Source organism: Pseudomonas sp. NFACC25 (assembly GCF_900100935.1).
In the GTDB taxonomy this organism is placed as follows: Bacteria; Pseudomonadota; Gammaproteobacteria; order Pseudomonadales; family Pseudomonadaceae; genus Aquipseudomonas; species Aquipseudomonas marginalis.
In genome coordinates this window covers 553932-578224 of record NZ_FMUC01000001.1, presented here as the reverse complement: position 1 = coordinate 578224, position 24293 = coordinate 553932, and the positions used below count along the sequence as shown (strand labels likewise).

General features: G+C 62.4%; 25 protein-coding genes. All 25 read left to right on the top strand.

Annotation, left to right across the window (positions count from 1 at the left end; genetic code table 11):
* Window positions 1–3: 3 nt before the first annotated feature.
* The 25 genes from fliF (at window position 4) to BLQ09_RS02650 (ending at window position 24256) form a co-directional block, all read left to right on the top strand.
* Window positions 4–1782 carry a flagellar basal-body MS-ring/collar protein FliF gene (gene fliF / locus BLQ09_RS02770; protein ID WP_027603850.1) on the top strand — a complete coding sequence of 593 codons (1779 nt, stop codon included), beginning with the start codon at window positions 4–6 and terminating at the stop codon, window positions 1780–1782.
* Window positions 1775–2791 carry a flagellar motor switch protein FliG gene (gene fliG / locus BLQ09_RS02765; RefSeq protein ID WP_017527617.1) on the top strand — a complete coding sequence of 339 codons (1017 nt, stop codon included), beginning with the start codon at window positions 1775–1777 and terminating at the stop codon, window positions 2789–2791. The genes fliF and fliG overlap by 8 nt, the downstream gene beginning before the upstream one ends.
* Window positions 2792–2801: 10 nt before the next feature.
* Window positions 2802–3566 carry a flagellar assembly protein FliH gene (gene fliH, locus BLQ09_RS02760; protein WP_027603851.1) on the top strand — a complete coding sequence of 255 codons (765 nt, stop codon included), beginning with the start codon at window positions 2802–2804 and terminating at the stop codon, window positions 3564–3566.
* Complete coding sequence (gene fliI / locus BLQ09_RS02755; RefSeq protein ID WP_027603852.1) at window positions 3556–4914, top strand: flagellar protein export ATPase FliI; 1359 nt, start codon at window positions 3556–3558, stop codon at window positions 4912–4914. The genes fliH and fliI overlap by 11 nt, the downstream gene beginning before the upstream one ends.
* 3 nt (window positions 4915–4917) lie before the next feature.
* The gene (gene fliJ, locus BLQ09_RS02750) at window positions 4918–5367 is read left to right on the top strand and encodes a flagellar export protein FliJ (RefSeq protein WP_027603853.1); all 450 of its coding nucleotides are present in this window, start codon (window positions 4918–4920) and stop codon (window positions 5365–5367) included.
* 95 nt (window positions 5368–5462) lie between these two features.
* A complete protein-coding gene (locus tag BLQ09_RS02745; RefSeq protein ID WP_027603854.1) occupies window positions 5463–5768 on the top strand; it encodes an STAS domain-containing protein in 306 nt (101 codons plus the stop codon).
* On the top strand, window positions 5765–7483 hold the full coding sequence (locus BLQ09_RS02740; protein ID WP_092355184.1) for an ATP-binding SpoIIE family protein phosphatase: 1719 nt from the start codon (window positions 5765–5767) through the stop codon (window positions 7481–7483). Before BLQ09_RS02745 ends, BLQ09_RS02740 begins: the two co-directional genes overlap by 4 nt.
* 30 nt (window positions 7484–7513) lie before the next feature.
* Window positions 7514–7858 (top strand): Hpt domain-containing protein, encoded by a 345-nt coding sequence (locus BLQ09_RS02735; RefSeq protein WP_065940558.1) that lies wholly within the window; start codon window positions 7514–7516, stop codon window positions 7856–7858.
* Between the two features lie 86 nt (window positions 7859–7944).
* Window positions 7945–9282, top strand: coding sequence for a flagellar hook-length control protein FliK (locus BLQ09_RS02730; protein WP_092355181.1), 1338 nt, complete (start codon window positions 7945–7947; stop codon window positions 9280–9282).
* A gap of 315 nt (window positions 9283–9597) precedes the next feature.
* Window positions 9598–10104, top strand: coding sequence for a flagellar basal body-associated protein FliL (gene fliL, locus BLQ09_RS02725; protein ID WP_065924962.1), 507 nt, complete (start codon window positions 9598–9600; stop codon window positions 10102–10104).
* A gap of 9 nt (window positions 10105–10113) precedes the next feature.
* A complete protein-coding gene (fliM, locus tag BLQ09_RS02720) occupies window positions 10114–11082 on the top strand; it encodes a flagellar motor switch protein FliM (RefSeq protein WP_027603859.1) in 969 nt (322 codons plus the stop codon).
* Between the two features lie 38 nt (window positions 11083–11120).
* The gene (gene fliN / locus BLQ09_RS02715) at window positions 11121–11588 is read left to right on the top strand and encodes a flagellar motor switch protein FliN (RefSeq protein WP_027603860.1); all 468 of its coding nucleotides are present in this window, start codon (window positions 11121–11123) and stop codon (window positions 11586–11588) included.
* A 1-nt stretch (window position 11589) separates the two neighbouring features.
* Window positions 11590–12024: a flagellar biosynthetic protein FliO gene (fliO, locus tag BLQ09_RS02710; protein ID WP_065940556.1), complete on the top strand. Its 435-nt coding sequence runs from the start codon at window positions 11590–11592 to the stop codon at window positions 12022–12024.
* Window positions 12024–12767: a flagellar type III secretion system pore protein FliP gene (gene fliP / locus BLQ09_RS02705; protein ID WP_027603862.1), complete on the top strand. Its 744-nt coding sequence runs from the start codon at window positions 12024–12026 to the stop codon at window positions 12765–12767. Before fliO ends, fliP begins: the two co-directional genes overlap by 1 nt.
* A gap of 18 nt (window positions 12768–12785) precedes the next feature.
* The gene (fliQ, locus tag BLQ09_RS02700; RefSeq protein ID WP_027603863.1) at window positions 12786–13055 is read left to right on the top strand and encodes a flagellar biosynthesis protein FliQ; all 270 of its coding nucleotides are present in this window, start codon (window positions 12786–12788) and stop codon (window positions 13053–13055) included.
* Window positions 13056–13059: 4 nt separating this feature from the next.
* Window positions 13060–13845: a flagellar biosynthetic protein FliR gene (fliR, locus tag BLQ09_RS02695; RefSeq protein ID WP_092355178.1), complete on the top strand. Its 786-nt coding sequence runs from the start codon at window positions 13060–13062 to the stop codon at window positions 13843–13845.
* A gap of 3 nt (window positions 13846–13848) precedes the next feature.
* Complete coding sequence (gene flhB, locus BLQ09_RS02690; RefSeq protein WP_027603865.1) at window positions 13849–14985, top strand: flagellar biosynthesis protein FlhB; 1137 nt, start codon at window positions 13849–13851, stop codon at window positions 14983–14985.
* 116 nt (window positions 14986–15101) lie between these two features.
* Entirely contained in the window at window positions 15102–15308 is a 207-nt protein-coding gene (locus tag BLQ09_RS02685) for a cold-shock protein (protein ID WP_027603866.1), read from the top strand.
* A gap of 239 nt (window positions 15309–15547) precedes the next feature.
* Window positions 15548–17662, top strand: coding sequence for a flagellar biosynthesis protein FlhA (gene flhA / locus BLQ09_RS02680; protein ID WP_222935394.1), 2115 nt, complete (start codon window positions 15548–15550; stop codon window positions 17660–17662).
* Between the two features lie 12 nt (window positions 17663–17674).
* Window positions 17675–18991, top strand: a complete 1317-nt coding sequence (gene flhF, locus BLQ09_RS02675; protein WP_027603868.1) for a flagellar biosynthesis GTPase FlhF — start codon at window positions 17675–17677, stop codon at window positions 18989–18991.
* Window positions 18992–19096: 105 nt separating this feature from the next.
* A complete protein-coding gene (gene fleN / locus BLQ09_RS02670) occupies window positions 19097–19930 on the top strand; it encodes a flagellar synthesis regulator FleN (protein ID WP_003192912.1) in 834 nt (277 codons plus the stop codon).
* Entirely contained in the window at window positions 19927–20667 is a 741-nt protein-coding gene (gene fliA, locus BLQ09_RS02665; protein ID WP_015885174.1) for an RNA polymerase sigma factor FliA, read from the top strand. Before fleN ends, fliA begins: the two co-directional genes overlap by 4 nt.
* A gap of 170 nt (window positions 20668–20837) precedes the next feature.
* Complete coding sequence (locus tag BLQ09_RS02660) at window positions 20838–21212, top strand: chemotaxis response regulator CheY (RefSeq protein ID WP_160385018.1); 375 nt, start codon at window positions 20838–20840, stop codon at window positions 21210–21212.
* Between the two features lie 18 nt (window positions 21213–21230).
* Window positions 21231–22019, top strand: a complete 789-nt coding sequence (locus BLQ09_RS02655) for a protein phosphatase CheZ (RefSeq protein ID WP_027603869.1) — start codon at window positions 21231–21233, stop codon at window positions 22017–22019.
* A gap of 11 nt (window positions 22020–22030) precedes the next feature.
* Window positions 22031–24256: a chemotaxis protein CheA gene (locus BLQ09_RS02650; protein ID WP_027603870.1), complete on the top strand. Its 2226-nt coding sequence runs from the start codon at window positions 22031–22033 to the stop codon at window positions 24254–24256.
* Window positions 24257–24293 lie beyond the last annotated feature (37 nt).

The window sequence follows — 24293 nt, the reverse complement described above, 5'->3', positions numbered from 1 at the left end:
GTCATGGCAGAAGCAGTCTCCGACAACGTACCCGCCAAGACAGACGGCAAGCCGCCGCTGTTTGGCCTGTCGTTCCTGGAAAACCTCTCGGAAATGACCATGCTGCGTCAGGTGGGCCTGATGGTCGGCCTGGCTGCCAGCGTGGCGATTGGTTTCGCCGTGGTGTTGTGGTCGCAGCAACCCGATTACCGGCCGTTGTACGGCAGCCTGGCGGGCATGGATTCCAAGCAGATCATGGAAACCCTCGCCGCCGCCGACATTGCCTACACCGTGGAGCCCAACTCCGGCGCCCTGCTGGTCAAGGCCGACGATGTGGCCCGTGCGCGCATGAAGCTGGCTGCCGCCGGCGTGACCCCGTCCGACAGCAATATCGGTTTCGAGATCCTCGACAAGGACCAGGGCCTGGGGACCAGCCAGTTCATGGAAGCCACCCGCTACCGTCGTGGCCTTGAAGGCGAGCTGGCGCGCACCATTTCCAGCCTGAACAACGTCAAGGGTGCCCGCGTGCACCTGGCGATTCCGAAAAGCTCGGTGTTTGTGCGCGATGAGCGCAAGCCAAGTGCGTCGGTATTGGTCGAACTGTTTTCCGGCCGCTCCCTGGAGCCTGGCCAGGTCATGGCGATCATCAACCTGGTGGCCACCAGCGTTCCCGAACTGAGCAAGTCGCAGATCACCGTGGTCGACCAGAAGGGCAACCTGCTCTCCGACATGGCCGAAAACTCCGCGCTGACCCAGGCCGGCAAGCAGTTCGACTACAGCCGCCGCATGGAAAGCATGCTCACCCAGCGTGTGCACAACATCCTGCAACCGGTGCTGGGCAATGACCGCTACAAGGCGGAAGTGTCTGCCGACGTGGACTTCAGCGCCGTCGAGTCGACCTCCGAGCAGTTCAACCCGGACCAGCCGGCCCTGCGCAGTGAGCAATCGACCAGCGAACAACGTACCGCCAGCAATGGCCCGCAAGGTGTGCCCGGTGCCCTGAGCAACCAGCCGCCGGCCCCGGCTTCGGCGCCGCAAACCACCGGTGGCGCCGCAGCCACCGCGGGCGCGATCCAGCCTGGCCAGCCATTGTTGGATGCCAACGGCCAGCAGATCATGGACCCGGCCACCGGCCAGCCGATGCTCGCGCCGTACCCGGCGGACAAGCGTAACCAGTCCACCAAGAACTTCGAACTCGACCGTTCCATCAGCCACACCAAGCAGCAGCAGGGTCGCGTCAATCGCCTGTCGGTGTCGGTGGTGGTGGATGACCAGGTCAAGGTCAACGCCGCTGACGGTGCTGTAACGCGTGCACCGTGGAGCGCCGACGAATTGGCGCGCTTCACACGCCTGGTGCAGGACGCCGTTGGTTTTGACGCCAGTCGGGGTGACAGCGTCAGCGTGATCAACATGCCGTTCTCCGCCGAGCGTGGCGAAGTGATCGCCGAAGCGGCGTTCTACACCCAGCCGTGGTTCTGGGACATCGTCAAGCAAGTGCTGGGTGTGTTGTTCATCCTGGTGCTGGTGTTCGGCGTGCTGCGCCCGGTGCTCAACAACATCACCGGCAACGGCAAGAAACAACTGGCGGCCTTCGGTGGCAGCGATGTCGAGTTGGGTGGAATGGGCGGCCTGGACGGCGAACTGGCCAACGACCGCGTCAGCCTCGGCGGCCCGCAAAGCATCCTGTTGCCGAGCCCGAGCGAAGGCTATGACGCGCAGTTGAACGCAATCAAAAGTCTGGTAGCAGAAGACCCGGGCCGTGTGGCCCAGGTCGTGAAAGAGTGGATTAACGCAGATGAGTGATCGAGCCGCTGTTGCCAAGCTCTCCCGGGTCGACAAAGCCGCAGTCCTGCTGCTGTCCCTGGGGGAAACCGACGCCGCCCAAGTGCTGCGCCACATGGGCCCCAAAGAGGTCCAGCGGGTGGGCGTGGCCATGGCGCAAATGCGCAATGTGCACCGCGAGCAAGTCGAACAGGTGATGAGCGAGTTCGTCGAGATCGTCGGCGACCAGACCAGCCTGGGCGTCGGCTCCGACAGCTACATCCGCAAGATGCTCACCTCGGCCCTGGGCGAAGACAAGGCCAACGGCCTGATCGACCGCATCCTGCTGGGCGGCAACACCAGTGGCCTGGACAGCCTCAAGTGGATGGAACCGCGCGCGGTCGCCGACGTGATCCGCTACGAGCACCCGCAGATCCAGGCAATCGTGGTGGCCTACCTCGACCCGGACCAGGCCGGTGAAGTCCTCGGCCACTTCGACCATAAGGTGCGCCTGGACATCATCCTGCGCGTGTCGTCGCTGAACACCGTGCAGCCGGCGGCCCTGAAGGAACTCAACACGATTCTCGAGAAACAGTTCTCGGGCAACTCGAACGCCTCGCGCACCACCCTGGGTGGTATCAAGCGCGCGGCCGACATCATGAACTTCCTCGACAGCTCGGTCGAAGGCCAGTTGATGGACTCGATCCGCGAGATCGACGACACCCTGTCCGGCCAGATCGAAGACCTCATGTTCGTGTTCAACAACCTCTCCGATGTCGACGACCGTGGCATCCAGGCGTTGCTGCGCGAAGTGTCCTCCGACGTGCTGGTACTGGCCCTCAAGGGCTCGGACGAAGGCGTCAAGGAGAAGATCTTCAAGAACATGTCCAAGCGTGCCTCCGAGCTGTTGCGCGACGACCTGGAAGCCAAGGGTCCGGTGCGCGTCAGCGACGTGGAAACCGCGCAGAAAGAAATCCTCACCATTGCCCGCCGTATGGCCGAAGCCGGAGAAATCGTTCTCGGTGGGAAGGGCGGCGAAGAAATGATCTAAGGCGCTCCCCATGTCGAACAAAGATGAGGCGCCCAGCGATCTGATTCGCGCACGGGACGTCGGTGGGTTCGACATCTGGTCGTTGCCCAGCTTCGATCCGCATGTGCCCGAGCCCGAGCCGGAACCGGTCGAAGAGCCGCCGGTGGAAATGGAAGAAGTGCCGCTGGAGGAAGTCCAGCCACTGACCCTGGAAGAGTTGGAAAGCATCCGTCAGGAGGCCTACAACGAAGGCTTCGCCGCTGGCGAGAAAGACGGTTTTCGCAGCACTACCCTCAAGGTGCGCCAGGAGGCCGAGGCGGCGCTGAGCGTCAAGCTGGCCAGCCTGGAGCGCCTGATGGGCAACCTGTTCGCGCCCATCGCCGAGCAGGATTCGCAGATCGAAAAATCCATGGTCGGCCTGGTACAGCACATCACCCGCCAGGTGATCCAGCGCGAACTGGTGCTGGATTCCAGCCAGATCGAAAGCGTGATGCGCGAAGCCCTCAAGTTGTTGCCCCTGGGCGTCGGTAATGTGCGGCTGTACATCAACCCGCAGGACTTCGAACAGGTCAAAGCGATGCGCGAGCGCCATGAAGAAACCTGGCGCATCGTCGAAGATGCGGCGCTGCAGCCCGGCGGTTGCCGGGTCGAGACCGAGCACAGCCGCATCGATGCCACGGTGGAAACCCGCATCAGCCAGATCATGGCCAAGCTGCTTGATCAACAACACGAGCAGGCGCTGAACCCGGCCGAACCGGACCTGAGCGTGGACCTGGACGCCCCCGATGCGCCTTGATCGCACCAGCTTCGCCAAGCGCCTGGGCGGCTATGCCGAGGCCACCGAATTGCCCGGCCAGCCAATCCTCGAAGGGCGCCTGTTGCGCATGGTCGGCCTGACCCTCGAAGCCGAGGGCCTGCGGGCCGCCATGGGCAGCCGCTGCATGGTGATCAACGACGACAGCTACCATCCGGTGCAGGTCGAAGCCGAAGTGATGGGTTTTTCCGGCAACAAGATTTTCCTCATGCCCGTCGGCAGCCTGGCCGGCATCGCCCCCGGCGCCCGTGTGGTGCCCCTGGCCGACACCGGCCGCCTGCCCATGGGCATGAGCATGCTCGGCCGGGTGCTGGACGGCGCCGGTCGCGCACTGGACGGCAAGGGCGGCATGAAAGCCGAAGACTGGGTGCCGATGGACGGCCCCACCATCAACCCGCTCAACCGCAACCCCATCAGTGTGCCGCTGGACGTGGGGATTCGCAGCATCAACGGTTTATTGACGGTCGGCCGCGGCCAGCGTCTGGGCCTGTTCGCGGGTACGGGGGTGGGTAAGTCGGTGTTGCTCGGCATGATGACGCGCTTTACCGAGGCCGACATCATCGTGGTGGGCCTGATCGGCGAGCGGGGCCGCGAGGTGAAGGAGTTCATCGAACACAGCCTCGGCGAAGAAGGCCTCAAGCGTTCGGTCGTCGTTGCGTCGCCGGCGGACGATGCACCGCTGATGCGTCTGCGCGCGGCCATGTACTGCACACGCATCGCCGAATATTTTCGCGACAAGGGCAAGAACGTCCTGTTGCTGATGGACTCGCTCACCCGTTTCGCCCAGGCCCAGCGGGAAATCGCCCTGGCCATCGGCGAGCCCCCGGCCACCAAGGGCTATCCGCCGTCGGTGTTCGCCAAGCTGCCCAAACTGGTGGAGCGCGCCGGTAATGCCGAGGCCGGTGGCGGCTCGATCACCGCGTTCTACACCGTATTGTCCGAAGGCGATGACCAGCAGGATCCCATCGCCGACTCGGCGCGGGGTGTGCTCGACGGCCACATCGTGCTGTCGCGGCGTCTGGCGGAGGAGGGGCACTACCCGGCCATCGACATCGAAGCGTCCATCAGCCGGGTCATGCCGGCGGTGGTCACGCCGGAGCATATGGCCCGCGCGCAGCAGTTCAAGCAGCTGTGGTCGCGTTATCAACAGAGCCGCGACTTGATCAGCGTCGGTGCCTACGTGGCCGGCGGCGACCGCGACACCGACCTGGCGATCGCCCTGCAACCGCAGTTGGTGACCTACTTGCGCCAGGGCCTCAACGACAAGATCAGCATGGGTGAAAGCGAAGCGCACCTGGGTTCGATCTTCGCTCCTGCGCCGGGCGGCTAAGCCATGGCCAACAGCCGCGCTGCGCGCCTGGCCCCGGTGGTCGACATGGCCGAAAAGGCCGAGAAAACCGCGGTCCAGCGCCTGGGGTATTTCCAGGGCCAGGTGCGCTTGGCGGAAAGCAAGCTGGGCGACCTGGAGCGTTTTCGTGGCGAGTACCAGCAGCAATGGATCGAACGCGGCACCCAAGGTGTGTCGGGGCAATGGCTGATGGGTTACCAGGGCTTTCTCAATCAGCTCGAGACGGCCGTCGGCCAGCAGCGCCAAAGCCTGGCCTGGCACCAGAACAACCTCGACAAGGCCCGCGAGAGCTGGCAGCAAGCCTTCGCCCGCGTCGAGGGCCTGCGCAAACTGGTGCAGCGCTACATCGACGAAGCGCGGGCATTGGAAGACAAGCGCGAGCAGAAATTGCTCGACGAATTGTCCCAGCGCCTGCCGCGCCAATCACAATACTGACGGTTGCCCGCCTGCCACATTTGATCTGCTGTGTTGCTGGTATCCCATTCGCCTGCTACACCTTGTGTCTATGCCTATGACAAGGAAGCAGTCGCATGTCAATTGAGTCAGAAGTATCCCTGGACGGGAAGAAGTTGACGATCGCAATCAAGGGTCGGTTCGATTTCAGCAGCCACCAGGCGTTTCGTGAGGCTTACGAGCGTTTCTACAAGGTGCCTGAGTCGTATGTGGTCGACCTGAAGGAAACCACTTACATGGACAGTTCGGCCCTGGGCATGCTCCTGCTGTTGAGGGACCATGCCGGCGGCGAGGAGTCGGAGGTCCAGGTGATCAACACCAACTCCGATGTGCGCAAGATCCTCGCCATCTCCAACTTCGACAAATTGTTCGACATCAATTGAGCGCCCTGGCCCCCGCGGTTGAGCCGCTGACGATCCTGATCGCCGAAGACAGTGCCGCCGACCTGCTGTTGCTATCGACCATTGTGCGACGCCAGGGGCACCAGGTGCTCACTGCAACCAATGGCGAGGAGGCCGTTGAGCTATTCGCGCGCGAGCGTCCGCAACTGGTGTTGATGGACGCGATCATGCCCGTGATGGATGGCCTGACCGCCGCGCGGTGGATCAAGCAGTTGGCGGGGGAGGAGCTGGTGCCGATCATCTTCCTCACGTCCCTGCGCGAGAGTGCCGCCCTGGCCGAGTGCCTGGATGCCGGCGGCGATGATTTCCTGCCCAAGCCCTATAACCAGTTGATCCTGGCGGCCAAGATCAACGCCATGGACCGCCTGCGCCGGCTGCAGGCGACGATGCTGCAGCAGCGCGACCAGATCGCCAGGCACCATGACCACTTGCTGCATGAGCAGCGGGTGGCCAAGGCGGTGTTCGATAAAGTCGCCCATTCCGGCTGCATTAACGCGGCGCCGAATATCCGCTACCTGCAATCGCCCTATGCGCTGTTCAACGGCGACCTGCTGCTGGCGGCGTATACGCCGTCGGGCGACATGCACGTGCTGCTCGGCGATTTCACCGGCCATGGCCTGCCGGCGGCGGTGGGCGCCATGCCCCTGGCGGAAGTGTTCTACGGCATGACTGCCAAGGGCTACGGCCTGGCGCAGATCCTGCGGGAGATGAATGCCAAGCTCAAGCGCATCCTGCCGGTGGACATGTTCTGCTGCGCCACCCTGCTGTGCCTGAGCACGCAGCGGCGGGTGGTGGAGGTGTGGAACGGCGGCATGCCCGAAGGCTATGTGCATGAAGTCGCCAGCGGCAGGCGCACGCCGCTGCAGCCGCGGCATTTGCCGTTGGGGGTGCTGTCGGCGGAGGCGTTTGATGATCGCACCGAGGTCTGGCCCATGGCGCTGGGTGACCGCGTGTTCCTGCTCTCCGATGGTGTGCTGGACACCGCCGACGCCAATGACCAGCTGTTTGGCGTCGAGCGCTTGCAGCAGGTGTTTGCCGCCAACCGTGAGCCCGACCGGCTCTTCGACGACATCGAGCGCGCCCTGGCGGCTTTTCGCGGGGAGGCGCGGGACGATGTCAGTCTGGTGGAAATCATCCTGCAACCCGGGCAGCCGCTGCGTGCGACCGGGCTGCTGTATGCCGACAGCGGCCAGACATGCCCGCTCGATTGGTCGGTGAGTTTCGAATTTCGGGCCGAAACCCTCAAGCGTTACAACCCCTTGCCCTACCTGCTGCAACTGCTGCTGGAGATCCAGGGGCTGCGCGAGCAGAGCGGGGCGCTCTACAGCGTCATGGCCGAGTTGTATTCCAATGCGCTGGAACATGGCGTGCTGGGCCTGGACTCGCGGCTCAAGCGCGATGCCCAGGGTTTTGCCGAGTATTACCGCCAGCGCAATGACCGCCTGGCGCAGTTGAGCAGTGGCTATGTGCGCGTGCATGTGCAGGTGGTGCCCACCGAGGCGGGCGGCAAGATGACCCTGCGCCTTGAAGACAGTGGGCCAGGGTTTGACGTGGAGCAGGTGCTGGCCCGGCCGCTGGACATCGACGGCCTGTCCGGTCGAGGCCTGAGCCTGGTGCGTCAACTGAGCAGCCAGGTGCGCTGGTCCGACGGCGGACGCAGTGTCTGCGTAGAGTTTTGCTGGGGGGCTCTGGCATAATCCGCCGATTCTTGATCAAGGAGCGAGCAAGTGGCTGAGATTCATATGGACCCGGACGTGTTGTCGGGTTTGCAGGAGGTCATGGAAGGCGAGTATCCCAAGTTGCTCGATACCTTCCTCGATGACTCCCAGAAACGCGTCGAAGCGCTGCGCAAGGCGCGGGACGACGCCAAGGCACTGGGGCGTATCGCCCATAGCTTCAAGGGCAGCAGTGGCAACCTCGGCGCAGTGCGGTTGGCGCACCTGTGCCAGCGCTTGGAGGCGGAGTCCGCTGAGGCCGCGGCGGACCTGGGGGCGCTGGTGGACCAGATCGATCATGAGTTTGCCTTGGTGAAGCCGATGTATGAGTCGGAGCGGCAGCGGTTCCAGATTTGATTCCATCCGTGTGAAAACCTGGCCCGACTCTTGCTCTACCTCCTGATACTGCATCCCCGATCCCCATGCAGTGGAGACCTTTACCTATGCCAGTCGCCCCGAATTCGCTTCTCCAGGCTGCCCCTGCGGCCAAGCCTCAAGCGCCTGCCGTCAATCCACCGGCAGTGGCTGCGGACCCACGGGACAAGGGCCCTGGCTTCGCTCAGGTGTTCGCCAGCCAGGGTTCCAAACCCACGGTCAAGGCTGATGACAACTCGGCCAAGCCCACGCGGGACAAGCCTGCCGATGCCAGCGCCAAGCCTGCGGCGGGCAACGACAAACCTGCCGCCGCCACGCCAGCGGTTGCCGATAGCGGCAATACCTTGCCTGCCAAGCCTGCGGCATCGTCCGACGACACTGCCAGCAAGGATGACGCTGCACCTGTGGATCCGGCCCTGGCGCAGCAGCCTCCCGTGGACCCGGTGGTCGACCCGGCATTGATTGCCACGGTCACCCCGGTGGTGGTGCCGGTGCCGGTGGAAACCCCGGTCCCCGCAGCCGCTGCCAAGGATGACAAGGCCGCACCCGTGGTTGCGGCGCCAATCGCAGCGACCGAGGACGCCACGCCGGCCTTCGACCCTGAGGCCGATCCCCTGGACGCCATGCCGGCCGTACGCCTGGCAATGGAGCAGGGCGGGCACGTGTCGGCCAGCAGCCAGGCACCGGCCAAAACCGCCCCGACGACCACCCAGGACCAGCCAACCGCCGCCCAGAACTTTGCCGCCGGCCTGGCCACTATGGTCGACCAGCAAGCCACCAAGGACAGTACGGACCAGGGTGGCGACAAGGCCTTCAGCGGCTTGATCGAAGGCGGCCTCAAGGACTTGAAAGAGGCCAGCAGCGACACCCGCGTCGATGACTTCGCCAACCGCCTGGCCGCATTGACCCAGGCGGCCACGCCGAAAACCGCGAATGCCTTGCCGCCGGTGACGAATGCGCCGCTGGCCATGCACCAGAGCGGCTGGACCGACGAGATCGTCAACCGTGTGATGTACCTCTCCAGCGCCAACCTCAAGTCGGCGGAGATCCAGTTGCAACCGGCTGAGCTCGGGCGCCTGGACATCAAGGTCAACATGACCGCCGACCAGCAGGCCCAGGTCAACTTCATGAGCGCCCACCCGGTGGTGCGTGAAGCCCTGGAAAGCCAGTCCGGTCGCTTGCGCGAGATGTTCGCCCAGCAGGGCATGGGCCAGGTGGATGTGAACGTGTCCGACCAGTCCCGTGGCCAGGAGCAGCAGCAACAGCAGGCGCAGACGGGGGGCGTTAGTCGCAGCGGGCGGAGTGGCGACAGCGGCGACAGCGGCAGCCACATTGAAGTGGCCGAAGCCGTGGCGCCCGTGACTTCGACGGTGATCGGCTCCAGCGCCGTCGACTACTACGCCTGATGTGAGTCTGGCATAGGACAAAATGTGGGAGCGGACTTGCTGTGGTGGGTAGGCTTGCTGTGGTGAGCTGGCTTGCTGTGGTGAGTGGGGTTGCTGTGGTGAGCGGGCTTGCTGTGGTGAGCGGGCTTGCCCCGCGCTGGACTGCGTAGCAGTCCCATTGTCGGTGAGCAAGCCCCCCCCCACAGCCCCCCCCCCCCCCTTCCACATTTTTTTGTGGCGTTCCTCTGTCTGCGCTCAGCCAGACAACTCTGGCATAACACTTGCTCTTGCCTTTCCGTAGATCTATGAATCCCCGAATAGTGACGGATTATTGGCATGGCGAAGAGCGACGACGCAGCAAAAGCACCCGCACCCGCAGGCAAAGGCAAGCTCAAGCTTATCCTGATGATTGTCGTGGGCCTGCTCCTGGCCATCGGCGCCTCGGTGGGCGGCACTTGGTACATCATGCACAGCAGTGCCAGCAAGCCGGCACCTGCCGCCGAAACCGCCACTAACGCCAAGCAACCGGCGATCTTCGAGCCGATGCTTCCGGCCTTTGTCGCCAACTTCAACCAGAACGGTCGTCAACGCTACCTGCAGGTGAGCATCACCTTGCTGGCGCGTAACCAGTCGGACCTGGATGCCCTCAAGGTGCATATGCCGGTGATCCGCAACAACCTGGTGATGCTGTTCTCCGGGCAGAGTTTCGACACCCTGGCCACCCCGGTGGGCCAGGAAATGCTGCGCCAGAAGGTCACTGCCAGCGTGCAGGAAGTGGCCCAGAAGGAGCTCGGCAAAGTCGTGATCGAGCAGGCGCTCTTCACTAATTTCGTATTGCAGTAGGATCACCCCATGGCCGTGCAGGACCTGCTGTCCCAGGATGAAATCGACGCGCTGTTGCATGGCGTCGACGACGGTCTGGTACAGACTGAAATGGCTGCCGAGCCCGGCAGCGTCAAAAGTTATGACCTGACCAGCCAGGATCGCATCGTCCGTGGACGCATGCCGACCCTTGAGATGATCAACGAACGTTTCGCCCGTTACACCCGGATCAGCATGTTCAACATGCTGCGCCGCTCGGCGGACGTGGCGGTGGGCGGCGTGCAAGTGATGAAGTTCGGCGAGTACGTGCACTCGCTGTACGTGCCCACCAGCCTCAACCTGGTCAAGATCAAGCCATTGCGCGGTACCGCGCTGTTCATCCTCGACGCCAAGCTGGTGTTCAAGCTGGTGGACAACTTCTTCGGCGGTGACGGCCGTCACGCCAAGATCGAAGGCCGTGAATTCACCCCTACCGAATTGCGCGTGGTGCGCATGGTGCTGGAGCAGGCCTTCATTGACTTGAAGGAAGCCTGGCAGGCGATCATGGAAGTCAATTTCGAGTACATCAACTCGGAAGTGAACCCGGCCATGGCCAACATCGTCGGGCCGAGCGAGGCCATTGTGGTGTCCACGTTCCACATCGAGCTCGATGGCGGTGGCGGCGACCTGCACGTGACCATGCCGTATTCGATGATCGAGCCGGTGCGCGAAATGCTCGACGCCGGTTTCCAGTCCGACCTGGACGACCAGGACGAACGCTGGGTCAAGGCCCTGCGCGAAGACCTGCTGGATGTCGACGTGCCGCTGAGCGCTACCGTGGCCCGGCGCCAGTTGCGCCTGCGGGATATTTTGCACATGCAGCCGGGGGACATTATCCCGGTCGAGTTGCCGGACGAAATGATCATGCGCGCCAACGGCGTGCCGTCGTTCAAGGTCAAGCTGGGGTCTCACAAGGGCAACCTCGCTTTGCAAGTGGTTGAGCCGATCAACCGTCGCTGATCCCTATTTATGAATGTTTGCTCCGCCGAGGACATGTAATGGCTACCGAACACGAAAACACTTCCGCCGAAGACCAGGCCCTGGCTGACGAGTGGGCTGCGGCCCTGGAAGAAACCGGCGATGTCGGCCAGGACGATATCGACGCACTGCTGGCCGCTGATGCCGCCACAGCACCAGCGGGTAATCGCCTGCCCATGGAAGAGTTCGGCAGCGTGCCGAAGAACAACGACCCGGTGACCCTCGATGGGCCGAACCTGGACGTGATCCTCGACATCCCGGTGTCGATCTCCATGGAAGTGGGCAGCACCGACATCAACATCCGTAACCTGCTGCAACTCAACCAGGGCTCGGTGATCGAGCTGGATCGCCTGGCCGGTGAGCCGCTGGACGTGCTGGTCAACGGCACCCTGATCGCCCACGGCGAAGTGGTGGTGGTCAACGAAAAGTTCGGCATCCGCCTGACCGACGTGATCAGCCCAAGCGAACGCATCAAGAAGTTGCGCTGATATGAAACGGCTGATGGTGGGACTGTTCGCCGCGCTGCCATTGGCGGCGTGGGCGGCGGAGCCGGTAGCCCAGGTTGCCGCTGCACCCGTCGGCGGCAGCGTTGGCGGGCAACTGACGCAGTTGGTGCTGGGCCTGTTGCTGGTGGTCGGCTTGATCTTCGTGTTGGCCTGGCTGATGCGGCGCGTGCAGAGCATCGGTCCGGGCAATGCCCAGGTCATCGAAATGATCGGCTCGCGCGCCCTCGGCCCGCGTGACCGGCTGGTGCTGGTGCAAGTGGGCGAGGAACAGATCCTGCTGGGCATTACCCCCGGCCGAATCACGCCGCTGCATGTGCTCAAGACCCCGGTGCCAACTACCCAATCCCAGCCCGCCACGCCAGAATTCGCCCAGCGCCTGATGGAATTGCTGGGCAAGGATCAGAAGGATAAGAAGTAATGCGCGTTTTATTGACGCTCATGCTGTTGCTGGCCACGCCATTGGCGCTGGCCGCCGACCCGTTGTCGATCCCGGCGATTACGCTGGGTACCAACGCGGCGGGGGCCCAGGAGTATTCGGTCAGCCTGCAGATCCTGCTGATCATGACCGCGCTGAGCTTTATCCCGGCGTTTGTCATGCTGATGACCAGCTTTACGCGGATCATCATTGTGTTCTCGATCCTGCGTCAGGCCCTGGGCCTGCAGCAGACACCGTCGAACCAGATCCTCACCGGCATGGCGTTGTTCTTGACGATGTTCATCATGGCGCCGGTGTTCGACAAGGTGAACCAGCAAGCCCTGCAGCCGTACCTGGCCGAAAAAATGACTGCCCAGGATGCGATCGACAAGGCCCAGGGCCCGATCAAGGATTTCATGCTGTCGCAGACCCGTTCCAGCGACCTTGAGCTGTTCATGCGCCTGTCCAAGCGTACCGACATCGCGACTCCGGACCAGGCGCCGCTGACCATCCTGGTGCCGGCGTTCGTCACCTCGGAACTGAAGACCGCGTTCCAGATCGGCTTCATGATCTTTATCCCGTTCCTGATCATCGACCTGGTGGTGGCGAGCGTGCTGATGGCCATGGGGATGATGATGCTGTCGCCGCTGATTATTTCATTGCCGTTCAAGATCATGCTGTTTGTGCTGGTGGACGGCTGGGCGCTGATTATCGGCACGTTGGCCGGCAGTTTCGGAGGGGTGTGATGTGTTAGGTGAAGCAGCATGACCCCAGAAGTCGCCGTCGACCTGTTCCGTGAAGCACTGTGGCTGACCACCGTGATGGTTGCCGTGCTGGTGGTGCCGAGCCTGTTGGTGGGCCTGCTGGTGGCGATGTTCCAGGCCGCGACCCAGATCAACGAACAGACCTTGAGTTTCCTGCCGCGCCTGCTGGTGATGCTGATCACCCTGATTGTCGCCGGCCCGTGGCTGGTGCAAACCTTCATGGAATACATCCTGCAGCTGTACGGCAGTATTCCGCAGTTGATCGGCTGACCCGATGCAGTCCTTGCTGGCATTGACCGACACCCAGATCAGCACGTGGGTGGCCTCGTTCATCCTGCCGTTGTTCCGGGTGACGGCCATGCTGATGGCCATGCCGGTGTTCGGCACGACCCTGGTTCCACGCCGGGTGCGCCTGTATTTCGCCGTGGCCATTACCGTGGTGCTGGTGCCGGGCTTGCCGCCCATGCCGCCGGTGAATGCCCTGGACCTCAGCGCCCTGATGCTGATCGCCGAACAGATCCTGATCGGCGCCATGCTGGGTTTTTCCCTGCAACTGTTCTTCCAGGCGTTTGTGATTGCCGGGCAAATCATCTCGATCCAGATGGGCATGGGCTTCGCCTCTATGGTCGACCCTACCAACGGCGTGTCGGCGGCGGTGATCGGGCAATTCCTGACCATGCTGGTGACCCTGCTGTTCCTGGCCATGAACGGTCACCTGGTGGCGTTCGAGGTGTTGACCGAAAGCTTTACCACCTTACCGGTGGGCTCCGGGCTGGTGGTCAATCACTTCTGGGAAGTGGTCGGGCGCCTCGGCTGGGTGCTTGGCGCCTCGCTGTTGCTGGTATTGCCGGCGATCACCGCGCTGCTGGTGGTCAACATCGCGTTTGGCGTCATGACCCGCGCGGCGCCACAGCTGAACATTTTCTCCATTGGTTTCCCCTTGACCCTGGTGCTGGGCATGGGGATTTTCTGGGTCGGCCTGGCTGACATTCTCAATCAGTATCAACCGCTGGCGACCGACGCCTTGCAGTTCCTACGTGATCTGGCACGGGCGCGCTGAGCCATGGCCGAGAGCGAGAGTGGTCAGGACAAGACAGAAGACCCCACGGAGAAACGTAAAAAGGACTCCAGGGAAAAGGGCGAGATTGCCCGTTCCAAGGAACTCAATACCGTTGCGACCATGATGGCCGGAGCCGGTGCCTTGCTGATCTATGGCGGCGGCCTGGCGCTGGACCTGATGGAGCTGATGAAGCACAACTTCACCTTGCCCCGCGATGTGCTGCTCAACCCCGGCTCCATGGGCCAATACCTGCTGCACTCGGGCAAGATCGCGATATTGGCGGTGCAGCCGATCCTGATCACCTTGCTGCTGGCCGCACTGATCGGCCCGGTCGCCCTCGGTGGCTGGCTGTTCGCCGCCGGCAGCATGGCGCCCAAGTTCAGCCGCATGAACCCTGCGGCCGGTCTCAAGCGCATGTTTTCCGCCAAGGCCCTGGTGGAGCTGCTCAAGGCCCTGGCCAAGTTCATCCTGATTCTGTTCGTGGCGCTGATGGTGTTGTCGTCCGACATCGATGACCTGCTGCGCATCGCCCATGAGCCGCTGGAGTCGGCGATCATCCACAGCGTGCAGGTGGTGGGCTGGAGTGCGCTGTGGATGGCTGCCGGGCTGATCATCATCGCGGCGGTGGATGCGCCGATCCAGTTGTGGGAAAGCCACAAGAAACTGCTGATGACCAAGCAGGAAGTGCGCGACGAGCACAAGGACCAGGAAGGCCGCCCCGAGGTCAAGCAACGCATCCGCCAGCTGCAGCGGGAAATGTCCCAGCGCAAGATGATGGCCTCGGTGCCCGACGCCGACGTGGTCATCACCAACCCGACCCACTACGCCGTGGCCCTCAAGTACGACCCGGAGAAGGGCGGCGCGCCGATGCTGCTGGCCAAGGGCAGCGACTTTACCGCGTTGAAAATCCGCGAAATCGCCGTGGCCCACGACATCCTGCTGCTGGAGTCGCCGGAGCTGGCGCGGTCGATCTTCTACTCCACCGACCTTGATCAGGAAATCCCGGCGGGGTTGTACCTGGCCGTGGCCCAGGTGTTGGCGTATGTCTATCAGATTCGCCAATACCGCGCGGGCAAGGGCAAGCGCCCGGATCCGCTCAAGGATCTGCCGATCCCGCCGGAGTTGCGTCGCGATTCTTGACCTCCTACCACTCGTCACTAACTGCCGTCTACCTGTCAACTTTGACAGTAGTCAATCTTATTTCCAGCGCGTTTGATAAGGCTCAGGTCTTAAAACAAGCAGGGTGGAGAAGGTTAATGGCAACCGGCATCGTAAAGTGGTTCAACGCAGAAAAGGGGTTTGGTTTCATCAAGCCGGACGACGGTTCTGAAGATGTATTTGTGCATTACTCGGGGATCGTTTCCGGCGGTTTCAAAAGCCTGGATGAAAACCAAAAGGTCGAATACGTGCTTGCCAACGGTCCCAAGGGGCTGCAGGCAACTGAAGTTAAAACTGTGAGCTAGCCCGCGGGCGCTAGTTTCGCTGTCGGCAATGGATGTACAAAAAGAGTCGACTGTGGGAGGGGACTTGTCCCCTCCCACAGTTGGAGTGTTTACATCCGATAGAACTCGGGCGCCTGCAGCGATCCACCTCCTCAAAAGCAAAGTTGGAAGGCTTCTTGCAATACCGCCTCCAGGACGCCTCCCGGCGTCAAAAGTTTGCTTCAAGGAAACGAGGAATACCGGTGGTGGATCGCTCTCAAATGTTCAGCACGGCCCGTGGCACCCTGACTGACCTCTCGCGGGGCAATCTGGGTGTGCCGTTGTTGTTGCTGGTCATGCTGGCAATGATGATGTTGCCGATGCCGCCGTTCCTGCTGGACGTGTTCTTCACCTTCAACATCGCCCTGTCCGTCGTCGTCCTGCTGGTGTGCGTCTACGCCTTGCGGCCGCTGGATTTCGCGGTGTTCCCGACGATCCTGCTGGTGGCAACCCTGTTGCGCCTGGCGCTGAACGTGGCGTCCACCCGTGTGGTCATGCTCCACGGCCAGGACGGCCACGCCGCTGCCGGTAAGGTGATCCAGGCTTTCGGTGAGGTGGTGATCGGCGGTAACTACGTGGTCGGTATCGTGGTGTTCGCGATCCTCATGATCATCAACTTCGTGGTGGTGACCAAGGGCGCCGGACGGATTTCCGAGGTGAGCGCACGCTTTACCCTCGACGCCATGCCCGGCAAGCAGATGGCTATCGACGCCGACCTCAACGCCGGCCTGATCGACCAGAACCAGGCCAAGACCCGCCGCTTGGAAGTCGCCCAGGAAGCCGAGTTCTACGGTTCCATGGACGGTGCCAGCAAATTCGTGCGCGGTGACGCCATCGCCGGCCTGCTGATCCTGTTCATCAACCTGATCGGCGGCATGGCGGTCGGGATCTTCCAGCACGGCATGACCTTCGGCGATGCGGGCAAGGTGTACGCCCTGCTGACCATCGGTGACGGTTTAGTGGCGCAATTGCCATCACTGTTGTTATCTACAGCTGCCGCCATCATGGTGACCCGTGCTTCGGGCTCCGAAGACATGGGCAAGCAGATCAGCCGCCAGATGTTTGCCTCGCCCAAGGCCCTGGCTGTGGCGGCCGGCATCATGGCGATCATGGGGATCGTGCCGGGCATGCCCCATGTGTCGTTCCTGAGCATGGCGGCCCTGGCCGGCGGCGCTGCCTACCTGTTCTGGAAAAAGCAGAATGCGGTCAAGGTCCAGGCCCAGCAAGAGATCGCCCGCCAGCAGGAACTGCTGCCGTCCCCGGCCCGCGCCCAGGAAACCAAGGAGTTGGGCTGGGACGACGTGACCCCGATCGACATGATCGGCCTGGAAGTCGGCTACCGCTTGATTCCGCTGGTGGACCGCAACCAGGGCGGCCAGTTGCTCGCGCGGATCAAGGGCGTGCGCAAGAAGCTGTCCCAGGACCTGGGCTTCCTGATGCCCACCGTGCATATCCGCGACAACCTCGACCTGGCCCCGAGTGCCTACCGCCTGACCCTGATGGGCGTGATTCTGGCTGAAGCCGAGATCTACCCGGACCGCGAGCTGGCAATCAACCCCGGCCAGGTATTCGGCAGCCTCAACGGCATTACCGCCAAAGATCCGGCTTTTGGCCTGGAGGCGGTGTGGATCGAAATCAGCCAGCGCAGCCAGGCGCAGTCCCTGGGCTACACCGTGGTGGACGCCAGCACCGTGGTCGCCACCCACCTCAACCAGATCCTGTACAAGCACTCCCACGAGCTGATCGGCCACGAAGAAGTCCAGCAATTGATGGGCTTGCTGGGCAAGGCCTCGCCAAAACTGGCAGAAGAGCTGGTGCCGGGCGTGCTGTCGTTGTCGCAACTGCTCAAGGTGCTGCAGGCGCTGCTGGCCGAACAGGTGCCGGTACGCGACATTCGCAGCATTGCCGAGGCTATCGCCAACAATGCCGCCAAGAGTCAAGATACCGCCGCGCTGGTGGCGGCGGTGCGTGTCGGATTGTCCCGCGCAATCGTGCAAAGCATTGTAGGGCTTGACTCCGAGCTGCCTGTGATCACCTTGGAGCCAAGGTTGGAACAGATATTGCTCAATAGTATTCAGAAGGCAGGACAAGGCCAGGAAGAGGGCGTTCTGCTGGAGCCAAGCATGGCTGAGAAACTGCAGCGTTCGTTGATCGACGCCGCACAGCGCCAGGAAATGCAGGGCCAACCGGTGATTCTGCTGGTGGCGGGTCCTGTCCGGGCGATGTTGTCGCGGTTTGGACGTCTGGCAGTACCGAATTTGCACGTTTTGGCTTATCAGGAAATTCCTGACAACAAGCAAGTGACTATCGTCGCGACAGTAGGGCCCAACGGCTGAGGGTAGTGGGTTATGCAAGTTAAGCGTTTTTTCGCCGCCGATATGCGTCAGGCCATGAAACTGGTCCGCGATGAGCTGGGCGCCGATGCCGCGATTATCGGTAATCGTCGTATTGCCGGCGGTGTCGAGCTGACGGCTGCCCTGGACTACACCCCCTCGGCATTGGCGCCGCGTGTGCCGAACATGGAACTCGAAGACGAGCTGCGCAAGACCGCTTCGCGCATCGTCTCGGCCCAGGCTGAGCTGAGCATGCGTGGCGACAGCGATGCCTCCACCAATCGCCAGTTGTTCGCCGGCCTGCCGCTGACCGCCGCCGAGCCGCTGGTTGAGCCAACATTCATCGAACCGCCGCGTCCTGCCGCGCCAGCCCCGGCCGCCGCAGTCGACCAGCGCGTCTTCGACTCGATGCGTTTTGAACTCAACGGCCTGCGCGAATTGCTGGAAGTGCAACTGGGTTCGCTGGCCTGGACCCAGCTGCAAGGCAGCAAACCGCACCAGGCCAACCTGTGGCGCCGCCTGCAACGCATCGGCCTGTCCGGCCCGTTGTCCCGCGACCTGCTGGCCCTGACCACCGAAATCGAAGAGCCTCGCCAGGCCTGGCGCATGTTGCTGGCCCACCTGGCGCGGATGATCGCCACCCCGGAAATCGAACCCCTGGAAGAGGGCGGTGTGATCGCCATGGTCGGCCCTGCCGGCATGGGCAAGACCACCACCCTGGCCAAGCTGGCGGCGCGCTATGTGCTCAAGTACGGCGCGAACAACATCGCGCTGGTGAGCATGGACAGCTATCGCATCGGCGCCCAGGAACAGCTCAAGACCCTGGGCCGTATCCTCAATGTACCGGTCACCCACGTCGACCCGGGCCAGTCCCTGGCCAACGCGCTCGATCCATTGCTGCGCAAGCGCGTGGTGCTGATCGACACCGCCGGCCTGCAGGCCAGCGATCCGGCGTTGCGCCTGCAACTGGAAAGCCTGGCGGGGCGTGGCATCAAGTCGAAAAATTACCTGGTGCTTGCAACCACCAGCCAGAAACAGGTTCTTACCGCTGCGTACCATAGCTACAAGCGTTGCGGTCTGGCCGGCTGCATCCTGACTAAACTGGATGAAACCGCCAGCCTGGGCGAAGTGTTGAGCCTGGCTATCAGCCATGAACTACCGGTTGCCTACCTGACCGACGGGCCGCGGATCCCGGATGATTTGCATCTGCCGCGCCGTCATCAACTGGTCAGCCGCGCCGTCAGCGTGCAAATGCAAGAAGAGCCTAGCGAGGAAGCGATGGCCGATATGTTCGCCGACCTTTACCACAAGCCTGCAAAACGGGTGGGTTGAGGTGCGATGAACACCGTGAAATGTACCTACATCGATGGTCTGCAAGCGACTCACGCGGCCAAGCCATGTAGCCTGCGTCTAAGCAAGACAAGGTAAAGAAATAAAATGGGCAGCATGCATCCCGTACAGGTGATCGCGGTGACCGGCGGCAAAGGTGGCGTCGGGAAAACTAACGTGTCAGTGAATTTGTCCCTGGCCCTGGCAGAGCTTGGCCGTCGCGTCATGCTGCTGGATGCTGACCTGGGGCTGGCGAACGTCGACGTTCTGCTGGGACTGACGCCCAAACATACCCTGGCCGATGTGATCGAGGGGCGCTGTGAGCTGCGCGACGTGCTGCTCCAGGGCCCTGGCGGGATCCGCATCGTGCCGGCCGCCTCCGGTACCCAGAGCATGGTGCACCTGAGCCCGGCGCAGCATGCCGGCCTGATCCAGGCATTCAGTGACATCGGCGACAACCTCGACGTGCTGGTGATCGACACCGCCGCCGGGATCGGCGAGTCCGTGGTCAGCTTCGTGCGCGCGGCGCAGGAAGTCTTGCTGGTGGTCTGCGATGAACCCACCTCGATCACCGACGCCTACGCCCTGATCAAACTGCTTAACCGTGACTACGGCATGAACCGCTTCCGCGTCCTGGCCAACATGGCCCAGAGCCCGCAGGAAGGCCGCAACCTGTTCGCCAAGTTGACCAAGGTCACGGATCGCTTTCTCGATGTCGCCTTACAATACGTCGGTGCAGTTCCCTACGACGAGTGTGTGCGCAAGGCTGTGCAAAAGCAGCGTGCAGTCTACGAAGCATTCCCTCGTTCCAAGTGCGCATTGGCGTTCAAGGCTATTGCCCAGAAGGTCGATACCTGGCCGTTGCCTGCCAACCCTCGGGGGCATCTGGAGTTTTTCGTCGAGCGATTGGTGCATCAGACGAGTGCAGGACCGGTGCTATGACAGCGAACGGCTATAACGCTTACAAGAAATCTGCCCGTGACAGCCAGGGCGAGTTGATCGAGCGCTATGCGCCACTGGTCAAGCGCATCGCCTATCACCTGCTGGCACGCCTGCCCGCCAGCGTCCAGGTCGAAGACCTGATCCAGGCGGGCATGATCGGCCTGCTCGAAGTGTCGACCAAGTACGACGCGAGCAAGGGCGCGAGCTTCGAGACGTATGCGGGGATCCGCATCCGTGGCGCGATGCTCGACGAAGTGCGCAAGGGTGACTGGGCGCCGCGTTCGGTGCACCGCAATACACGCATGGTCAGTGACGCAATTCGTGCAATTGAAGCAAAAACCGGTCGCGACGCTAAAGATCACGAAGTTGCGGCCGAACTCCAATTGAGTCTCGACGATTATTACGGGATTTTGAACGATACCTTGGGCAGCCGCCTGTTCAGTTTCGACGACCTGTTGCAGGACGGCGAACACGAAGGGCTGCACGAGGACGGCGCGAGCGCGCATATGGAGCCGTCCCGTGACCTGGAAGATGAGCGTTTCCAGGGTGCGTTGGCGGACGCCATTGCCAACTTGCCGGAGCGTGAGCGGTTGGTATTGGCGCTGTACTACGACGAAGAGCTGAACCTCAAGGAAATCGGTGAGGTCCTGGGGGTCAGCGAATCCCGTGTCAGCCAGTTGCATAGCCAGTGCGCGGCCCGCTTGCGGGGGCGTCTGGGAGAGTGGCGAGCGCGCTGACAGGCAGTGTGGGGAGCATTGCAAAGCGATACCGCGAAGGTGATAGGCCTTCGCGGGCTCGGGCCGTGGTGCCCTTGGCAGTCCTTTTTGTGTAATGCCTGTTGATTGAAATGGCGCGTCCAGGTGCTGGGCGCGTTTAAGACTGCTTGGAGGTCGAATTGGACAAGAACATGAAAATCCTCATCGTTGATGACTTCTCAACGATGCGGCGGATCATAAAAAACCTGTTGCGTGACCTTGGGTTCACAAACACGGTCGAGGCGGATGACGGCCTGACGGCGATTCCGATCCTCAACAGCGGGAGCATCGACTTTCTGGTAACGGACTGGAACATGCCGGGGATGACCGGTATCGACTTGTTGCGCCACGTGCGTGCCGACGAAAAATTGCGCAGCCTTCCCGTGTTGATGGTGACCGCCGAAGCCAAGCGTGAACAGATCATCGAAGCCGCCCAGGCCGGGGTCAACGGTTACGTGGTCAAACCATTCACTGCACAGGCCTTGAAAGAGAAGATCGAAAAGATCTTCGAACGCATCCACGGCTGATGCCATCGCGGGGGAGCTATGGAGCATAAAGAAACGTCACAGGGAGACTTTGAGTCGACCCTGAAAAAGCATGCTCACCAGTTGGTTGACAGCCTTGAAAAAGGCCAGTTCGGCGATGCGGTGCAGTTGATCCATGAGCTCAACCAGACCCGTGACCGAGGCCTGTACCAGGAAGTGGGCAAGCTCACACGCGAGCTGCACAGCGCGATCGTCAATTTCCAGATTGACCCGCACATGCCCCAGGCCGAAGAGATTTCGCAGATCACCGACGCCACCGAACGCCTGTCCTATGTGGTCAGGCTGACCGAGGCGGCGGCCAACCGCACCATGGACCTGGTGGAAAACGCCACGCCCCTGGTCAACGGCATGGCCACGGAAGCCCACGCCCTGAGCGTTGACTGGGGCCGCTTCATGCGCCGTGAAGTCGGTGCGGAAGAGTTTCGTGAGCTGGCCCGTCGGGTCGAAGGGTTTTTGTCACGCAGCGAGCAGGAAAACCGCATGGTTTCCAGCAACCTCAATGACATTCTGCTCGCCCAGGATTATCAGGACCTGACCGGTCAGGTGATCAAGCGTGTGACCCAGTTGGTCACCGAAGTGGAAAGCAACCTGCTCAAATTGGTACTCATGGCCGGCCAGGTCGACCGTTTTGCCGGCATCGAACATGACCGCGAAGCGATCCTCTCTGAAAAAGATCCACAAAAACATCTCGCCAAGGGTGAAGGTCCGCAGATTCATGCCGATAAACGTGAAGACGTTGTGTCAGGTCAGGATGACGTAGATGACCTGTTATCCAGTTTAGGCTTCTAAGGAGCACCCACATGAGCTTCGGCGCCGATGAAGAGATCCTTCAGGATTTCCTTGTAGAGGCCGGCGAAATTTTAGAGCAACTGTCCGAACAACTGGTCGAGCTGGAAAGCCGCCCGGATGATGCGAACCTGCTCAATGCAATTTTTCGCGGTTTTCATACTGTAAAAGGGGGCGCCGGCTTCCTCCAGCTCCATGAGCTGGTGGAGTGCTGCCACATCGCCGAGAACGTGTTCGACATCCTGCGCAAGGGTGAGCGTCACGTTGATTCGGAGTTGATGGACGTGATTCTCGAAGCACTGGATGCGGTCAACGGCATGTTCAGCGAAGTGCGCGAGCGTGCCCCGATCACCGCAGCCACTCCGGAACTGCTGGCCGCCCTGGCGCGCTATGCCGAGCCGGCCGACACCACGGCAGCGCCGGTGGTCGAAGTCGTACCGGAACCAGTGGCGGAGCCTGAAGCGGATGTGACGGACAGCGAGTTCGAGCAACTGCTCAGTTCCCTCAGTGCCGTCAAGGCCGAAGCCGAAGCGCCGGCTGCGGTTGCCCCGGCTGCCCCGGCTGCCGCGCCGACCAGCGAGGACATTACCGACGCTGAGTTCGAGTCCCTGCTCGATCAATTGCACGGCAAGGGCCAGTTCGCTGCCGACGCCGTGGCGCCTGCCGGTGCCGCCGCCGGTGCTGCGGAGGTGCCCGCCGCTTCTGCCAGCACCGACATCACTGACGATGAATTCGAAGCGTTGCTCGACCAGTTGCATGGCAAGGGCACCTTCGCGGCCGATGCCTTGCCGGCAGTCGCCGCTACGGCCGCGGCCCCGGCAGCACCCGCTGCAGGCGCCAAGCCTGCGGACGATGGGTTGATCTCCGATCACGAGTTCGAAGCACTGCTGGACGATCTGCACGGCAAGGGCAAGTTCACCGAAGTCGCCCCGGCCGCTGCTGCAGCCACGGCGGCACCGGTTGCCGCCAAAGCCGCCGCGCCCGCCGCCAAGCCTGCGCCTGCGCCGGCTGCTGCTCCGGCGCCAGCGCGTGCCGCTGCGGCACCGGTCGCGGAAAAACCGGCCAGTGAAGCCGAAACCACCGTGCGGGTCGATACCGCACGGCTGGACGACATCATGAACATGGTCGGCGAGCTGGTACTGGTGCGTAACCGCCTGGTGCGCCTGGGCTTGAGCAGTGGCGATGAAGCCATGCAGAAGGCCGTGTCGAACCTCGACGTGGTCACCGCCGACCTGCAGACCGCCGTGATGAAAACGCGCATGCAGCCGATCAAGAAAGTCTTCGGCCGCTTCCCGCGCCTGGTCCGCGACCTCGCGCGCCAGCTGAAGAAAGAGATCAATCTGGAACTGGTGGGTGAAGAAACCGACCTCGACAAGAACCTTGTCGAGGCCCTGGCCGACCCGCTGGTCCACTTGGTGCGCAACGCTGTCGACCACGGTGTCGAAACCCCGGAAGAACGCGAAGCCTCGGGCAAGTCCCGTGGCGGCAAGGTGATCCTGGCGGCGGAGCAGGAAGGCGACCACATCCTGCTGTCGATCACCGATGACGGCAAGGGCATGGACCCGACCATCCTGCGCAATATCGCGGTCAAGCGTGGCGTGATGGACAAGGACGCCGCCGACCGCCTGACCGACACCGAGTGCTACAACCTGATCTTCGCCCCCGGCTTCTCGACCAAGACCGAGATTTCCGACGTGTCGGGCCGTGGCGTGGGCATGGACGTGGTGAAGACCAAGATCAGCCAGCTCAACGGCTCGATCAACATCTACTCGACCAAGGGCCAGGGCTCCAAGATCGTCATCAAGGTGCCGTTGACCCTGGCGATCATGCCGACCCTGATGGTGATGCTGGGCAACCAGGCGTTCGCCTTCCCGCTGGTCAACGTCAACGAGATCTTCCACCTCGACCTGTCGCGCACCAACGTGGTCGACGGCCAGGAAGTGGTGATCGTGCGGGACAAGGCGTTGCCCCTGTTCTACCTCAAGCGCTGGCTGGTTGCATCGGCCGCCCATGAAGAGCAGCGCGAAGGCCATGTGGTGATCCTCTCCGTGGGCACCCAGCGTATCGGCTTTGTCGTCGATCAACTGGTTGGCCAGGAAGAAGTGGTCATCAAGCCTTTGGGCAAAATGCTGCAGGGAACCCCGGGCATGTCGGGCGCGACCATCACCGGTGACGGTCGGATCGCGCTGATTCTCGATGTTCCGAGCATGCTCAAGCGTTACGCCGCTCGGCGTATTTGATTCTGGTGGGGCAGGGCGGTATTGCCCGCCCCACCTA

Bases quoted from the DNA above. Each gene is read 5' to 3' on its own strand.
- fliF (WP_027603850.1), top strand. From the start codon at position 4: ATGGCAGAAGCAGTCTCCGACAACGTACCCGCCAAGACAGACGGCAAG.
- fliG (WP_017527617.1), top strand. From the start codon at position 1,775: ATGAGTGATCGAGCCGCTGTTGCCAAGCTCTCCCGGGTCGACAAAGCC.
- fliH (WP_027603851.1), top strand. From the start codon at position 2,802: ATGTCGAACAAAGATGAGGCGCCCAGCGATCTGATTCGCGCACGGGAC.
- fliI (WP_027603852.1), top strand. From the start codon at position 3,556: ATGCGCCTTGATCGCACCAGCTTCGCCAAGCGCCTGGGCGGCTATGCC.
- fliJ (WP_027603853.1), top strand. From the start codon at position 4,918: ATGGCCAACAGCCGCGCTGCGCGCCTGGCCCCGGTGGTCGACATGGCC.
- BLQ09_RS02745 (WP_027603854.1), top strand. From the start codon at position 5,463: ATGTCAATTGAGTCAGAAGTATCCCTGGACGGGAAGAAGTTGACGATC.
- BLQ09_RS02730 (WP_092355181.1), top strand. From the start codon at position 7,945: ATGCCAGTCGCCCCGAATTCGCTTCTCCAGGCTGCCCCTGCGGCCAAG.
- fliL (WP_065924962.1), top strand. From the start codon at position 9,598: ATGGCGAAGAGCGACGACGCAGCAAAAGCACCCGCACCCGCAGGCAAA.
- fliM (WP_027603859.1), top strand. From the start codon at position 10,114: ATGGCCGTGCAGGACCTGCTGTCCCAGGATGAAATCGACGCGCTGTTG.
- fliN (WP_027603860.1), top strand. From the start codon at position 11,121: ATGGCTACCGAACACGAAAACACTTCCGCCGAAGACCAGGCCCTGGCT.
- fliO (WP_065940556.1), top strand. From the start codon at position 11,590: ATGAAACGGCTGATGGTGGGACTGTTCGCCGCGCTGCCATTGGCGGCG.
- fliP (WP_027603862.1), top strand. From the start codon at position 12,024: ATGCGCGTTTTATTGACGCTCATGCTGTTGCTGGCCACGCCATTGGCG.
- fliQ (WP_027603863.1), top strand. From the start codon at position 12,786: ATGACCCCAGAAGTCGCCGTCGACCTGTTCCGTGAAGCACTGTGGCTG.
- fliR (WP_092355178.1), top strand. From the start codon at position 13,060: ATGCAGTCCTTGCTGGCATTGACCGACACCCAGATCAGCACGTGGGTG.
- flhB (WP_027603865.1), top strand. From the start codon at position 13,849: ATGGCCGAGAGCGAGAGTGGTCAGGACAAGACAGAAGACCCCACGGAG.
- BLQ09_RS02685 (WP_027603866.1), top strand. From the start codon at position 15,102: ATGGCAACCGGCATCGTAAAGTGGTTCAACGCAGAAAAGGGGTTTGGT.
- flhA (WP_222935394.1), top strand. From the start codon at position 15,548: ATGTTCAGCACGGCCCGTGGCACCCTGACTGACCTCTCGCGGGGCAAT.
- flhF (WP_027603868.1), top strand. From the start codon at position 17,675: ATGCAAGTTAAGCGTTTTTTCGCCGCCGATATGCGTCAGGCCATGAAA.
- fleN (WP_003192912.1), top strand. From the start codon at position 19,097: ATGGGCAGCATGCATCCCGTACAGGTGATCGCGGTGACCGGCGGCAAA.
- fliA (WP_015885174.1), top strand. From the start codon at position 19,927: ATGACAGCGAACGGCTATAACGCTTACAAGAAATCTGCCCGTGACAGC.
- BLQ09_RS02660 (WP_160385018.1), top strand. From the start codon at position 20,838: ATGAAAATCCTCATCGTTGATGACTTCTCAACGATGCGGCGGATCATA.
- BLQ09_RS02655 (WP_027603869.1), top strand. From the start codon at position 21,231: ATGGAGCATAAAGAAACGTCACAGGGAGACTTTGAGTCGACCCTGAAA.
- BLQ09_RS02650 (WP_027603870.1), top strand. From the start codon at position 22,031: ATGAGCTTCGGCGCCGATGAAGAGATCCTTCAGGATTTCCTTGTAGAG.